Genomic DNA, 14,113 nt, shown 5'->3' with positions numbered 1-14,113 from the left:
ATCGATCCCATCCCTGCCCAACACAGACACTGATCCTCCTCCCACGAGAAGGTCATTGCCGTGAACGCCATTACCGCTTCGTCCCTCGCGATCGCGCTTGTCGCGATTCCTCTCGCGTTCGCAACCCCCGCCAACGCCACCAACGACGGAACCATCGAGATCGCCGGCCGCATCACCGCAACCACCTGCCAGGTGGAAGGCAACCCACCCGGCTCGGGCGCCGCCACGAAGAAGGTCGACTTCGGTGAAGTCAGTGCGGGACATCTCGCGACCGAAGGACAGACGGCCGGCGACCGCAGCTTCCAGATCCATATCGGCGGCAACGAAGAATGCGTCGATGGCGGCATGGCGACGATCCGTTTCGATCCGGCCAGCCCGTCGCTGGATCGCGCTACCGGTCGCCTGAACATCGACGCGGTCGTCGACGCGGCGAAGAACGTGCAGATCCAGATCGCCAATGAGGACGGCACGCCGATCAACATGTACACCGAAGACGCGCAAGGCGCGACCATCGTCGGGAACAGTGCCGTGATTCCGCTGATCGCGCGGTACTACAGCCTGGGCAAGGCCGAGAAGGGGGTCGCAAATTCGCGCGTCGGATTTCAGGTCGTCTACCAGTGAAGACCCGTGTACTGGCGGCTTTCGTCCTCGCCGCATGCGCCGTCCCCGAAGCCAGCGCCGGCATCGTCATCGGCGCCACGCGTATCGTGTTTCCGGGAGAGGCTCGCGATGTGGCCGTGCGCGTGGAGAACAAGGGGACGGAGCCTGCGCTGGTCCAGGCGTGGATCGACGATGGTGACGATCGATCCACGCCGGAGAATGCCCATGCGCCCTTTGCCATAACGCCACCGATATTTCGCATCGATCCCGGTCGTGGGCATGCGCTTCGTATCGTTCATATCGGTGACCAGGCACCGACGGATCACGAAGTCCTGTACTGGCTCAATGTTCTCGAAATCCCGCCGAGCCCCGATGCCGGAAAGACGGTCAATACGTTGCAGTTCGCGTTCCGGCACCGGCTCAAGCTGTTGCACCGACCTTCCGGTCTCGGCGTCAAACCAGCCATCGCGCCGTCACTCCTGACGTGGTCGATCGAAGTCGACGGTGCGATGCGCCGGCTTCGTGTCAGCAACCCCACCCCTTATGTCCTTTCCTTCAACGAGGTTGCCGTCATGACGGACGGGTCGCCGGACAAACCGTTGTCGCTGGGCGGCGGAATGGTCACGGCAATGGGACATACAAACTGGCCATGGCCGAAGGGTGCGTCCGTGCCGTCGGATGCCACGGTGAAGTTCGCGAACATCAACGACTACGGCGCCATCGTTTCCGGGGCGGCGAAGCTCGCCGCCACCGCGGTCGATGACTGAAAAAGACCTGCCCCGGCAAGCGGCTTTGCCGGCACTTCGCGCCTGCGTGCTGGCGGCGGGAACGGCGTTGATGTCCGGCGCGACACTAGCCTGGGCCGAGGTCCCTGCATCGAAGGACGGCAAGACCGTGGAGTTCAATCCCGCATTTCTACCCGGTGGTTCCGCTATGAACGTCGATCTATCCCGCTACGCGCGAGGCAACCCGGTCATGCCCGGCAGCTACGAAGCGGACATCTGGTTGAACGGTGAATGGCAAGCGCGTCGCCGTGTCAGGTTCGCCGCCGAAGACGCCCAAAACGATGCGATGCCTTGCCTCACGTCGTCGACGCTGACGTCGTTAGGCGTGGCGCTGGCCGCGCACGCGGAGGGCGGCGACGACCGTTGCCTCGCCGTCGGCGATCGCGTGCCCGGCGCGACTGCCCGCTTCGACGTGAGCGAGCAAAGGCTGGACATCGAGGTACCGCAGGCGGCGCTCGCACGCCGTCGTCCTGGCCTGGTCCCACCATCCGCGCGTGATGCGGGCATCCCGTCGGGTCTGCTTGCCTGGCACCTCAACGTCCATCGCGGTACGACGGGAAACCGTTCGCGGACATCCCGCTTTTTCGCTCACGAGGCGGGCGTCAATGCCGGACACTGGCGGGCACGAGGCGCAGGGTCGTGGAGTGCCTCGCGTTACACCCGCCAGCATCTGTACGTCGAGAGGCAGGTCGACGCCTGGAAGGCGCAGTGGCGTATCGGCGAACTCATGGCGGGTGACGGCATGTTCGCGCCCGTTCGCATGCGCGGCATGACGCTCGCGAGCGATGCGCGCATGAAGGATGACGCGAGCCTGGGTTACAAACCGACCGTGCGTGGCACGGCGCGAACGCATGCGCGGGTGCGAGTGAGCCAGGCGGGGGTCCTGGTAAAAGAGCTCTCCGTTCCGCCGGGACCCTTCGTTATCGACGACCTGCAGGGGCTGGGTCGCGGCGGCGATTTACACGTCGTCGTGTACGAGGAAGACGGCGAGCGCCGATCGTTTCGGCTGCCGTTCTTCGCGATGCCGGAGTTGCTCGGCGAAGGCCAAAGCCTGTCGGCGATGAGCGCAGGCCGTGCGCCGCTCGCACGCGGTCGGGACGCCAACCTGATCCAGGCCGTGTGGCGGCGGGGATATGCGCGCGATACCACGCTGTACACCGGCTTGCGTCGATGGGGCGACCGTAGCGCGGCATTGCTGGGTGGAGCGGTCGATACCCCAGTCGGCGCCTTCGCTGTCGACTTCACCGGCAGCCGTTTCAGCAGTCGCCCGCCACGCGATCGCACCGGCCGTGGCAGGACCTGGCGCCTTCGCCACGGCCGGCGCTGGCGCGACAGGACAAGCGTGTGGGTGAGCGCGGTGCGCGAACGTGGCGTGGCGATCGACGAGGAACGACTCGACGTCGCGCTTCATCGCGAATTGTCGGCGGATGGCGGCATGCTCACGGCGAGCGCCAGTTACCGTCGGACCCGACATGCCGTTCGTCCGCAACGTTCCGGATCGGCGCACTCGTATGCGCTGGCCTGGACGCGCGGATGGCGGAGTGTCGCGCTCGACCTCTCCCTGCGCCACGACATCGACGACGCGGGCCTGCGCGTCGGGGTTTCGATGCCCATGGGGGCGGTGTCCTCCCCGCCATCGTTCGCCGTCGTCGGTCTTGGCGACCGGCATAACGGGGGACGCGTGCATGTCGGCCTGGCCGGTGCGGCCGGCCCCGACCGCGAACTCGGTTACGGCGCCTTCGTGGAACAGGGTGCCCGCAACGATCGCCGGATGGGACTATCCGCTTCCCGTCTGTCCAGTGGCGGTGAGTCGAGCCTCGCCATCGATCGATCCGGCACCGCGCATGGAGAGTCCTTCTCCACCGGCGGTGCCCTGCTGTTCCACGGCGATGGCGTCACGCGGGCGCAAAGGCTGGGCGCGGCGATGGCGCTGGTCCACGCGCCGGGAGCCGCCGGGGCGAGGCTGCCATCCGCGGTGGGCGTGCGACTCGACCGACGTGGCTACGGCGCCGTGCCTTACCTCGCACCGTTCCGCTGGAATGCGGTCGAGGTCGATCCGACCGGATTGTCGCTGGACGTGTCTTTCGCCTCGACACGCCGACGGGTCGCGCCCACGGCAGGCGCGCTCGTAAGGGTGCCGTTCGAGACCGACGTCGGCCGCACTTCGCTTCTCGTGGTACGTCTGGCGGATGGTTCGCCGCCCGCTTTCGGCGCGGACGTGCTGGATGAGGACGGCCGGTCGGTAGGGGTGGTCGGCCAGGCGGGGAGCATCTTCGTCCGTAACGTCGTGCCGGACGCAGCCCTGACGATTCGTTGGGGCCCCCGGCCGGCGGATCGCTGCGTGATCCGGCCGGAAGGGGGCGCCACGGCCGCGCATGGACTCGTGCGGTTGGCGGGAGTGTGCCGATGAGCGCCGGGCTTCACGGGCCCGGTGCCTGGCGCTTCCTTGGCCTCGCGCTGGCTTCCGGCATGGCGTGCGGGGCCGTGGCGCCCACGCCCGCCCGCGCCCTCCGTTCAGCCGAGACCCTCCGATTCGACGTCACGGGAGCGATTACGCCGTCCTGCACACTGGTCGCGGAGCGGATCCGTATCGACCTTGGCGAGGTTCCGCTTGCCGATCTCCCCTCGGTGGGAGACGGCAGCAGCTGGCGGGCGGCGGCGTTCATCGGCGCGGAGTGCGTGGGCGCCACGCGCGCGTCCGTGGTCATGCGCGCGCTGGCGGCGGCCGAAGACCCCCGCTACCTGGCCACCGCCGGCGAGGCTCGCGGGGTGGCCATCGAGATGCGCACGGGTTCGGGTCAGCCGGTCCTGCCCGACGGGTTGTCGCCGGTCGCCTTCGAACTGGGCGGTATCGCGCCCGAGCTACGCTTCGAGGCGCGGTATGTCAGGGTCGGCCCATTGAAGCCCGGGAATGCCCTGGGAACGGCGCTGGTTCAGATCACGTGGGAATGAGACTGGCGCGCGGGCTCGTGATGGAACACGCCCACATCGAAAGGTTTGCGGTGAGGGCGGCCATCGCCCAAACTACCCGGTCCGACCCCGCCGGCCCGTAGGTGGCGCAGGCTGGCTATGCGCAGGCTGGCTGTGATGGGCGGGAAGACACATAGACGAGGGAAATCCATGGCACGCGGCATCAACAAGGTCATCATTGTCGGCAACCTCGGCGCGGATCCCGAGACCCGGTACACGGGCAGCGGCACGGCGATCACCAGCCTGCGCATTGCCACGTCGGAAGCCTGGACCGACAAGGCCTCCGGCGAAAAGCAGGAGCGCACCGAGTGGCACCGCGTGAAACTGTTCGGCAAGCTCGCCGAAATCGCCGGCGAGTACCTCAAGAAGGGTCGCCAGGTTTATATCGAAGGCTCGCTGCGCACCGACAAGTACACCGATAAGGATGGCGTCGAGCGTTACTCGACCGACATCATCGGCAACGAAATGCAGATGCTCGGCGGTAACGCCGGTGGCGGCGAAGGCGGCGGGTTCGGCGGCGGCCAGGGCGGCGGTGGCGCTCGTCCACAGCAGGCGCGCGCCGCCGGTGGCGGCGGCAATTACGGCGGCGGTGCCGGCGCAAGCGGCGGTGGCGGCCAGCAGCGCGGCGGTGGCAACTACGGCGGCGGTTCGCGCGGTGGCGACGATTACGGCCAGCCTCGCGGTGGCAACGCGCCCCCGCAGCGCTCCGCTCCGCCGGTCAACGAAGGCTTCGACGACGACGATATCCCGTTCTGATCGACGGCCGGCATCGCGTCGAGACAGGAATCGCCTCGGCAGCGAATCACGTCGCGACACCTGTCAGAGAAAAAAGGCAGAGCAAGCGCTCTGCTTTTTTTTTGCGCCAGTCGCGCGCTACCAGTCAGCCAAACGTGAAGGCGAACACTTCCACGCCCGGGTCGAGGAACTCGATCTCGACCGTCCGGTCCTCGATCGGTGCCTTCTGTCTGATCAGTTGATAAAGGCGGTGACCATCGATCGTCCCGTTACCTTGATCGTCGGTATCCGCGCCGTGACTGCTACCCGGTGGCTTACCGTCGATCCGTACCCGGATGTGCGCCGGGGCGCCGCGGGTGGCGGGACCGGCGACGAGATGCAGGTCGCGGGCATGAAATCGAAAGAGCAGTTGGCCATTGGCTTTGCGGACCGTGGTCGCCTCCGCACCCATGGTCCATTCGCCGACGAGCGCCCAATCGTTGAGATCGAGAGATGCCGGTGCCTTGTAGGCGTGTCGCGTGTCCTGCACGGGACCTCCGGGCGATACGAATCGCTCCGTCCGCGCGTAACCGAGATAGGTCTCGGGCGACTTCACGTTATCCCAGTCCGGTGCCGCTTCGACGCCTTCTCCGCGTACGCTGACCGGACTGCGGTCCACATCCGAAGCGCCCGCTTCAGCCAAGAGCTGCTGTATCGCTCGCTCAGTCAGGTCGTAGTCGCCCTCGCCAAAGCGGTGATAACGAATACGCCCCTTCGCGTCGATGAGGTAGATGGCGGGCCAGTACTCGTTCTGAAACGCGGTCCACACGCGATGCCCGTTATCGATCGCAATGGGAAAGCGGATCGCCTGACGGCTCACGGCATCGCGAATACTGTCGAGCCGCTGTTCGAAAGCGAACTCCGGCGACTGCACCCCGATGACCACGAGGCCTTGCGCCTGGTACCTGGCTGCCCACGCGCGGAGATAAGGCAATGGGCGGAGCGAGTTGATGCAGGAGAACGTCCAGAAATCGACCAGCACGACCTTTCCGCGCAAGTCCGCGCTGTTCAGGGCAGGTCCGTTGAGCCACGACGTCGCGCCACTCAACGCGGGGAACGTCCCTTCCACCGGAAGGACCTGCGCCGAGGGCACCGACGTCGCAGCGGGGGCTCCGGCATAGGCGTAGCTGGCTCCGATCGCGAGGGCGCTCGCCGCCATGAGGTGTAGCAGTCTGAGTGCTTTCATGGCGGTCCGGACTCCTGGCGTCTGTCTGCCACGACAGGATCGGCCCTTGGCCGTCGAATGGCTTGGACGAAGCGCCGACGGCAGCGGGCATAAGGTTCTACATGCTCCGGGTACCTCCGCATACCCATCTAAAGACCGATGACGAGGCGCGGACGGGTGGCTATGGTAGCTCCCGCGCTTTCTCTTCCCCTGATGGCCTTACCGATCATGCGAAATACGTTGCTGCTTGGCGTAAGCCTTGCGCTGGGCGCGGTTGCCTGCACGCCTTCGACCCCGCCGGCGCCTCCGGCGCTGACGGACTACACCGTCAATTCCGGCGCTCCCCGCGCCCCGGAACAGCTGGCCGTGACCTTCGAGCATGCCGACCTGAGCTTTCGCGTGGACCCTGTTCGGCACTGGATCGAAGGGGACGCGAGGCTGACCTTTGCCCTGACCGCGCCGCTGCGACGGGCGGTGCTCGATCTCGACCGCAACCTGCCCATCGATGCGGTCGAGGTCGACGGGCAGGCGCTGCCCCGTCACGCGTTCCGCAATCCGCAAGGCCGCTTGGAAATCGATCTGCCGCACCCTCTTCAGGCGGGCGCGCGTACGACGGTCAGGGTGATCTACCACGGCAGCCCGCACATCGCGGTGCACGCGCCATGGGACGGCGGCTTCGTATGGGCGACCGCGCCCGGCGGGAAGCCATGGATCGCCACGGCGGTCGAAGGCGAAGGCTGCGACATCTTCTGGCCTTGCATCGACCATCCGATGGGCCGGCCGAAACTCGTCGACGAGCATGTCACCGTGCCGACGCCGCTGGTTGCCGTAGGCAACGGCGTGGCGATGGGCATGGACGAGGTCGACGGCATGCGCACGTACCACTGGCGCAGCCACGATGTCAGCACCTATGGTGTCGCATTGAACATCGGCCCCTATCGCGAACTGTCGGCGCCGTATGCCAGTCGTTTCGGCAACGTCATCCCCCTCCACTACTGGTACGTGGACGACGAGAAGCAGGCGAAGGAGCTCTTCGCCGAGTTCCCGCCGATGCTCGATTTTCTCGAGAGCAAGATCGGCCCGTACCCGTTCGGCGCGGAAAAAATGGGCGTGGCGGAGACACCGTTCAAGGGCATGGAGCACCAGACGATCAACGCGTACGGCAACCAGTACGCGAAAACGCCGTACGGCTACGACGACCTGCTCCAGCATGAGCTGTCGCACGAGTGGTTCGGCAACCAGATGACCAATGCCAACTGGGACGACATGTGGCTGCACGAGGCATTCGCCACCTATATGCAGCCGTTGTACGCGGAGTCCATCGGTGGCAAGCAGGCCTATTTCGCCAGCCTCATGCGGATCCGCAGTGGCCTTGCCAATCGCCATCCGATCGTCTCGGGCAAGCCGCGACGGGAGGAGGATGTCTACGAGGATTCGCGCGGCGGTCCGGGGCAGGACATCTATGGCAAGGGTGCGATGATGCTGCACACCTTGCGCAATCTCATCGGCGACGAGGCCTTCTACCGTTCGGTACGCCTGCTGGTCTATGGCACGGAGCACCCGGTTCCCGGCAACTTCGCCCCGCGGTACGGCACCACGAGCGAGTTCATCGACATCGTCGACAAAGTCACCGGCAAGGACCTGCACTGGTTTTTCGACGTCTATCTTTACCAGGCCGCGCTACCCGATCTCCAGGTGACGCGTGAGGGGCAGGTCCTGCATCTTGCCTGGTCGGTGCCGGGCAAGGGCCCTTTCCCGATGCCGGTAGACGTGCGGGTCGGCGACCAGGTGCTGACCTTGCCCATGGCCGACGGCCGGGGCGAAGTGACGTTGCCCGATCATGCGATCTACACGTTGGATCCCGACTCGAAGCTGCTTCGTCGCGACCAGGGTGTCGAGGCGTACAGGGAGTACGTCAAGGAGCAAAAAACCAAGGGGCGGTGAAGCCCTCGCTAAATCGCTACGCGAAACACGTGTTGTCGTCAGCGACGCAGATAGTCGTCAAGGGCCGCCACCGCTTCGGCGCAATCGGCGCGGCCGAAGCCAATGCGGAAGCGGTCGGTCGGTGTCGGGGCCAGATCGGATCGGTAGTGCTCGGCGGGCAGCAAGAGCACGCCGGCCCGCTCCACAAGGTCGGCGGCGAACGCTTCGACACTGCCCGGGCCGAGATACCGTGGAAACGCCACGCAACCTCCGTCGGGCCGGTACCACTGGAAGTGCTCCGGCCACGCCGCAAAGAAAGCATCGAGCAGCGCAAGGTTGTCGCCGACGATCTGGCGGTTCCTCTGGAGAATCGTCTCTCGCGCCTTGAGCGCGACGATCGCGAGCTGTTCCGATGGACCGGCGTTACATATCGACAGGTAATGCTTGTAGCGCTCCATCTTTTGCAGCAGCGCGTGATCGGCGCAGGCGATCCAGCCGATGCGAAGGCCGGGCAGGCCATAGGCCTTGGACATGACGCCCAGCGAGATGCCGCGCTCGTAGATGTCGGCCGCCTGCGGGAGGTGCACGGTGCCTGGGGGACCGAGGGGACGGTACACCTCGTCGCTGAAAAGCCAGATGCCATGCTGACGGCACAGTGCCACCAGCGCGTCGAAACGATCGCGTTCGAGGATCTTGCCCGTGGGGTTATGCGGGAAGTTGATCGAGATCGCTCGCGTGTTCGGCCGGATGGCGGCAGCGACGCGATCGATATCGAGCGACCAATGATCGTCGGGATCCAGGGCGACGCCGGTCACCTCGCAGATCGACAGCGGCACCGTTTCCGCCGACTGGTAATTCGGAGTCACGACGATGGCGTGATCCTCCGCACCCAGCAAGACGCGCATAGCGATGTAGATGCCCTCCTCGGCACCGGCGAAGCAGAGCACATCGTCGCTCTTGCGAACCTCGTACGTAGTGGCGATGGCCTCGCGCAAGGCGGGCGCTCCGTAGGTCTGCGTGTAGCCGAGATGCAACGACTGGAAGGCGTCGCGGTCTGCCGGCTCCGCCAGCGCGAGCAGTTCGTCCACCCGCAGGCTCTGGGCGTCCGAAGCCGTCAGGTGGAAACGCGCGGCGAACTCCCAGCGGGAGAAATACGTTTCGAGGCGGAAGTCGGGCAGGGCGGTCATCGGTGGCCATCGGGAGGCGATCGTGACGTGGACTATATGTCTGGTATAGACAAATTGTCTACAGTTCCTGTCAGGAGTGATGTTCAGCCCCATGGGCGTCCCCTGCGGCAGCCGTTACAGTGCATGCATGACCTCCCCACGTCCCTCCCTCGTGCTCCCGGCACTCGCTGTGCTTGGTTCGGTTACATCGCTGTGCATCGGCACGTCGTTTGCGAAGAAGCTCTTTCCGCTGATCGGCGCCGAAGGCACCTCGGCCCTGCGCGTCGGTTTTTCCGCCCTTGTCCTGCTTATCTTCTGGCGGCCGTGGCGCTGGCCATTGAGCCGACGGGATGCCGGCTTCGTCATCCGGTACGGACTCACCCTCGGCGTGATGAACCTGCTGTTCTACCTGGCGCTGAGGACCATACCCTTCGGCATCGCGGTGGCTATCGAATTCAGCGGCCCGCTTGCCGTGGCGATGGTCGCCTCGCGGCGCGCGGTGGACTTTGTCTGGCTGGCCAGTGCTATCACCGGCCTGGTGATGCTGCTGCCGCTCGGTCACAACAGCATGCTGGACCCGACAGGCGTGATGTTCGCCCTTGGCGCGGCGGTCTGCTGGGCGCTGTATATCCTCTTCGGCAAACAGGCGGGGCACCTGCATGCCGGGCAATCGGTCTCGCTCGGCCTCGTGGCGGCGAGCCTGGTCGTCGTGCCTTACGGCGTGGCGCACGCCGGTGCGAGCCTGCTCGATCCGATGATTCTGCTTGCCGGCCTTGGCGTGGCCATCGTATCGAGCGCCATTCCGATGTCGCTGGAGATGATGGCGCTCAAGCGATTGCCGAGCGAAACCTTCGGCATCATGGTGAGCCTCGAGCCTGCCGTCGCATCGTTGCTCGCCATGGTGTTGCTGGGCGAGCACCTCGCCGGCGGCCAGTGGCTGGCCATCGGCTTCATCGTGATGGCCTCGATCGGCAGTACGGTCACGGCGCGCAGGTCGCGTCCGCAAGCGGTCGAGTTGGCTGGCTGAGGTGAGCCCCGTCTCGGGGCGCCTGTCGGCATGACGCCCCGAGACGGTTTCGCGCTTACCAGACCTTGCGGATTCCTATGGAGCCGACCACCCGACGATAGCGATGCGCGCCGAAACGGGTTTCCACGTCCGTCCACAGTCGCCAGCCGCTACGGCGCATGAGCGCGACGCCGAGCTTCAGCCCGTAGCTGTTACGGGGGACACCAGCGTCGTATGCCTCGGTGTTGAAGGTCGTGGCATCGAGGTGCCCGAGACGACGGATCCAGTTCGCCGCGAGGTAGGGCGACGCGACGTGACCATTCGGCGTGTTCCAGCGCGCCGCGGCGCGTACGCCGATCCGCGCCGTGGCGCCCGTACCGTGGAGCGGCGCGATGCGTGTCCCGTTGACCTCGCGGTGGGTGCCGCCACGCAGCCGGGTCATCAGGATCTGCGCCTGCGGCTCGATGTAGGTGTCCGTGCTGCGGTTGAGCGCATGCCGCCAGCGGTGGCCCGCTTCCACGCTGGCCGTGAGCATGCCCGTGCCATAGCGCTCGGCGGCGAGCGCATCGCCTTCCACACGCTGGTTGACGTGAGCGTACTGCGCCCATCCGCGCACATACGTTCCGTCGTCGCCACGGAACCCGCCATACACCCCGGCGGCGGCGCCGCGCACTCGCCCCCGGGCCGCGTACCGGGTCAGCAGCGACGTGCCGCGGGTATCGGCACGACCGACCGCAGCCATGATCCCGAGGTGGGCTTCGTCGTCTGGACGGCGGAGCAGGTCGGCGCCCAGCGTGAGCTCGTTGGCCGACGAGGTCGTGGTCAGCTCCCTGCCGATGTCGAAGCGGGTGTGACGTCGGTCGAAACGTGCCCAAACGCCATGCCGGGCACCATCGCGTTCGTCGTCTTCGCCGGCGCCGGGACCGCCCTGGAACATCTCGAGGGCAGCTGTCTGGTTTGCGCGATAGGCGCCGACTTCAGGGCGCAGCACGCGCGGAAGGACCACGACCGGATCCGGGTCCACCTCGGGCTCGGGCGTTTCGGGCGTGACCGGTGGATCGACGATGGTGGGGTCGACCGTTTCCGGTTCCAGCGACGAGCGCAGGTACCAGTGGCCGTCGTTCGCCGCGTTGAGCGCGCCCTGATAGAGGAAGTATTCATGGGCGCCTGCCACGACGCGACCGGCAAGTTCGAACTGGCCGTCGGAACTGCCGTCCACCTGCACCAGCCGGATACCGTCCTTGGTGTAGTCGCCGGCGCCATCGAGAGCATCCACGGCAATGAAGCTGTTGCCGGAGGTGTTGCCCATGATGTGCAGGAGATCGGATGCCGAGGTGTCGTCGCCGAGGCGACTGCGCATACGGAAGAGTCCCTGGTTGCCGTTGTAATCGCCGGCGATGGTCAGGGTGGTGAATGTCCCGGGCGCCGAAGCGAACGTGACCACGCCATGATCGCTGGAGAGCTTGCCGACCAGGCTCTGACGCGTCATCGACCACTGGCCGGCGTCTTCCAGCGTGAGGTCGCGAACGATATCGGTGCCGCCTTGCCACACGGCCCCGCTGCGCAGGCTCAGCGACGCCTTCGTCGCGTCGGGGACCGGCGTGCCCGTGGTTTGCGCCAGACGGATGTCACCTGTCGCCTGGCTCTTGCCTTCGAGCACCACGGTGAAGGGCAGGGTGGACGTGGGGTAGACGTCGACGAAAGCCACGCCACCGAGCGTCGCCGCGCCGCCGATGCGAACCCTGGTCGGGTTGTACAGGCGAAGTGCGGCCGCCTGCACGCTTTCGATCGTGCCGCCCTGCATCGTCAGGGAGCCGCCCTCACTCACGTCGGCCCCGTAGGCCGCCACCCCGGCGGCGCGGATCGTGCTCCGGTTGACCACGATCGCGGCTTTCCACGCGCTCAGACCGTTGGCGTACTTTCCCGTCGTGCCGATGTCCGTGTCGTCCAGCGTTATCCGGGCGCCTTCCCTGGCATCGGCGCCGTTCGCGGTTTCGCCCCCGGTCGAGATGCGGGTGCGGGTGGCATCCACCGAGGGCGGTCGGTCGGGGTAGTCGGTGCCCGTCGCGACGATGCCGAACGACTGATTGCCGTGGGTGACGATATCGACATCGCTCATGCTGAGCGACCCCGCCTTGGCGTGGATGCCCGCAGCGTTGAAGCCGACGGTTTCGATAAACGTGCCGCTCATCTTCGCCAACGATCGATTCGCGCCCTCGAAGCCCGCCGCCTGGCGGCCGGTGGTACGCCAGCGTCCGCCGGTGATCGTGACCAGGCCGGCTTCCTCGCTGGCATGCATCGCGCTGGCGCCGTCACCCCCGGTGGTGATCGACGTGTCGGTCAGAACGGCGGTGACCGATCTCGACACCAGAACGCCGTTCGCGCCCTCGCCCCGGGTTTCGATCGTGGCGTTGACGGCCCGCAGGGCGGCGGATGGTCCGTGCGCCGCCAAACCGTGCGCCGCCTTGTTGCCGGTGGAAATCGAGGTCGAATCGACGGAGAACTGGGCACCGTCCTCGGCGAGGATGCCGATGGCGGCGTAGCCGGTGGTGGTGACGCTGCCGCCGACGATCCGACCCTCCACGTTCGCGCCTCCGAAACGTGCGCCATAGGCGCCGCCGCCTTCGGTCGAGAGGGTGACGTCGGTGAGCTTCGTTGGACCCGCTCCGTCTATCCGCAAGCCGTATGCACCGACGCCCGAGGTGTGCAGGCCGGTGCCACTCAGCGTGAGCGCACCGCCGACCCCCTCGGTTCTGATGGCATGGGCATTCTTGCCGGAGGTTTTCAGGGTGGCGTTCGACACCGTCGCCGTGGCCCCGCCCTTGAGCCACAGGGCGGGAACGTCGGGCGACGTGGTCTGCCAAGATCCTGCGGGGAGATCGAAATCGCCGCCATCGACAACCCAGGGTGGTCCCTCTGCGCCCATGGCAGGCTGTGCAAAAGCAGCTAAGATCGCCACCATGTGCCGGGTTTTAATCAGTTTTTCCGTGCTCATTCCCTTTCTCCTTGTCAGGCGACCGGACGGGGCGTCCGAATCGCAATTTATGGCTGACAAGGCTAGGGGCTGGCTTCCGAAGGTGTAACGCGATTATTCTGAAAAAAGCGTGCGATGACGTCACGCTTGCTTCACCAGACATCTACGCTTCATCATGATCGTTGCAATCTTGTCGTGTCTGTCTTCGCACGGGCACGCCAGGGATGAAACCATTTATCATCTGCACGCGCGGCGAAAGCCGTGGAGGGCCCGCCGTCCGGGGGTATCCGCCGTCGCGCTTGCGCCTATACATAACAACTGAGGAGCCACACCTATGAAGATTGCTTCGATCACTGCCCTTGCCTTCGTCGCCGCCGCCATGCTCTCCGCTTGCAACAAGAGCGAAGACGCTGCCCCGGCCGCCGCTCCGGCCGCCGCTGCCACCGCCCCGGCCGCTGCTGCTCCGGCTGAGGCCGCTCCGGCTGCTGCCACGACCGCTCCGGCTGCTGCCGGCACGGCCGCTCCGGCTCCGGCTTCGACCGCCGCTGGTCAGTAAGTAGTACGCACCACCGAACCCGCCGCTCCTTCGGGAGCGGCGGGTTTTTTTTTGGTTCATCGCGGAAGTCCGGGGACGCCGAAGGCATCGGTTCACTCAGCGGCTGATGCCGCGGCGAGCGCGGACGTTACGGCGCAGAGCCTTCGGTGCCCACCCTCGCTGCTCAGACAGGTCCTCCGCGTTTCGTACCGGAA

At 66.3% G+C, this 14,113-nt stretch carries 11 protein-coding genes; 8 read left to right on the top strand and 3 right to left on the bottom strand.

Annotation, left to right across the window (positions count from 1 at the left end):
• The first annotated feature begins 60 nt into the window (after positions 1-60).
• The 5 genes from VM621_RS12890 to ssb all read left to right on the top strand — a co-directional run bounded on the left by VM621_RS12890 (position 61) and on the right by ssb (position 5,111).
• The gene (locus VM621_RS12890; protein ID WP_325469370.1) at positions 61-621 is read left to right on the top strand and encodes a fimbrial protein; all 561 of its coding nucleotides are present in this window, start codon (positions 61-63) and stop codon (positions 619-621) included.
• Complete coding sequence (locus VM621_RS12885; RefSeq protein ID WP_325469369.1) at positions 618-1,367, top strand: fimbrial biogenesis chaperone; 750 nt, start codon at positions 618-620, stop codon at positions 1,365-1,367. Before VM621_RS12890 ends, VM621_RS12885 begins: the two co-directional genes overlap by 4 nt.
• Positions 1,360-3,795 carry a fimbria/pilus outer membrane usher protein gene (locus VM621_RS12880; RefSeq protein ID WP_325469368.1) on the top strand — a complete coding sequence of 812 codons (2,436 nt, stop codon included), beginning with the start codon at positions 1,360-1,362 and terminating at the stop codon, positions 3,793-3,795. Before VM621_RS12885 ends, VM621_RS12880 begins: the two co-directional genes overlap by 8 nt.
• A complete protein-coding gene (locus tag VM621_RS12875; protein ID WP_325469367.1) occupies positions 3,792-4,337 on the top strand; it encodes a fimbrial protein in 546 nt (181 codons plus the stop codon). The genes VM621_RS12880 and VM621_RS12875 overlap by 4 nt, the downstream gene beginning before the upstream one ends.
• Positions 4,338-4,505: 168 nt before the next feature.
• Complete coding sequence (gene ssb / locus VM621_RS12870; protein ID WP_325469366.1) at positions 4,506-5,111, top strand: single-stranded DNA-binding protein; 606 nt, start codon at positions 4,506-4,508, stop codon at positions 5,109-5,111.
• Positions 5,112-5,235: 124 nt separating this feature from the next.
• On the opposite strand, the gene VM621_RS12865 is transcribed toward ssb, so the two are convergent.
• Positions 5,236-6,315, bottom strand: a complete 1,080-nt coding sequence (locus VM621_RS12865) for a redoxin domain-containing protein (RefSeq protein WP_325469365.1) — start codon at positions 6,313-6,315, stop codon at positions 5,236-5,238.
• Between the two features lie 207 nt (positions 6,316-6,522).
• On the opposite strand from VM621_RS12865, the gene VM621_RS12860 reads away from it, so the two are divergent.
• Complete coding sequence (locus VM621_RS12860; RefSeq protein ID WP_325469364.1) at positions 6,523-8,238, top strand: M1 family metallopeptidase; 1,716 nt, start codon at positions 6,523-6,525, stop codon at positions 8,236-8,238.
• 38 nt (positions 8,239-8,276) lie between these two features.
• Here VM621_RS12860 and VM621_RS12855 read toward each other — a convergent pair whose 3' ends face one another.
• Positions 8,277-9,404, bottom strand: a complete 1,128-nt coding sequence (locus VM621_RS12855; protein WP_325469363.1) for an aminotransferase class I/II-fold pyridoxal phosphate-dependent enzyme — start codon at positions 9,402-9,404, stop codon at positions 8,277-8,279.
• Positions 9,405-9,531: 127 nt separating this feature from the next.
• Between VM621_RS12855 and VM621_RS12850 the strand changes: the two genes are divergently transcribed.
• Positions 9,532-10,410 (top strand): EamA family transporter, encoded by an 879-nt coding sequence (locus VM621_RS12850; RefSeq protein ID WP_325469362.1) that lies wholly within the window; start codon positions 9,532-9,534, stop codon positions 10,408-10,410.
• Between the two features lie 55 nt (positions 10,411-10,465).
• Here the strand turns inward: VM621_RS12850 and VM621_RS12845 are convergent, their stop codons facing one another.
• The gene (locus VM621_RS12845) at positions 10,466-13,384 is read right to left on the bottom strand and encodes an autotransporter outer membrane beta-barrel domain-containing protein (protein WP_325469361.1); all 2,919 of its coding nucleotides are present in this window, start codon (positions 13,382-13,384) and stop codon (positions 10,466-10,468) included.
• 313 nt (positions 13,385-13,697) lie between these two features.
• On the opposite strand from VM621_RS12845, the gene VM621_RS12840 reads away from it, so the two are divergent.
• Entirely contained in the window at positions 13,698-13,919 is a 222-nt protein-coding gene (locus tag VM621_RS12840) for a hypothetical protein (protein ID WP_325469360.1), read from the top strand.
• The last annotated feature ends 194 nt before the right edge of the window (positions 13,920-14,113 follow it).

Source organism: Luteibacter sp., assembly GCF_035539195.1.
Lineage (GTDB): Bacteria > Pseudomonadota > Gammaproteobacteria > Xanthomonadales > Rhodanobacteraceae > Luteibacter.
Note: the sequence above shows the minus strand (reverse complement) of the source record. Positions and strands in the feature narration are given on the sequence as shown.

What these genes read in the sequence shown, in the direction of transcription:
- VM621_RS12880 (WP_325469368.1), top strand. Translation starts at nt 1,360, where the DNA reads ATGACTGAAAAAGACCTGCCCCGGCAAGCGGCTTTGCCGGCACTTCGC.
- VM621_RS12855 (WP_325469363.1), bottom strand. Translation starts at nt 9,404, where the DNA reads ATGACCGCCCTGCCCGACTTCCGCCTCGAAACGTATTTCTCCCGCTGG.
- VM621_RS12865 (WP_325469365.1), bottom strand. Translation starts at nt 6,315, where the DNA reads ATGAAAGCACTCAGACTGCTACACCTCATGGCGGCGAGCGCCCTCGCG.
- ssb (WP_325469366.1), top strand. Translation starts at nt 4,506, where the DNA reads ATGGCACGCGGCATCAACAAGGTCATCATTGTCGGCAACCTCGGCGCG.
- VM621_RS12850 (WP_325469362.1), top strand. Translation starts at nt 9,532, where the DNA reads ATGACCTCCCCACGTCCCTCCCTCGTGCTCCCGGCACTCGCTGTGCTT.
- VM621_RS12840 (WP_325469360.1), top strand. Translation starts at nt 13,698, where the DNA reads ATGAAGATTGCTTCGATCACTGCCCTTGCCTTCGTCGCCGCCGCCATG.
- VM621_RS12845 (WP_325469361.1), bottom strand. Translation starts at nt 13,384, where the DNA reads ATGAGCACGGAAAAACTGATTAAAACCCGGCACATGGTGGCGATCTTA.
- VM621_RS12875 (WP_325469367.1), top strand. Translation starts at nt 3,792, where the DNA reads ATGAGCGCCGGGCTTCACGGGCCCGGTGCCTGGCGCTTCCTTGGCCTC.
- VM621_RS12860 (WP_325469364.1), top strand. Translation starts at nt 6,523, where the DNA reads ATGCGAAATACGTTGCTGCTTGGCGTAAGCCTTGCGCTGGGCGCGGTT.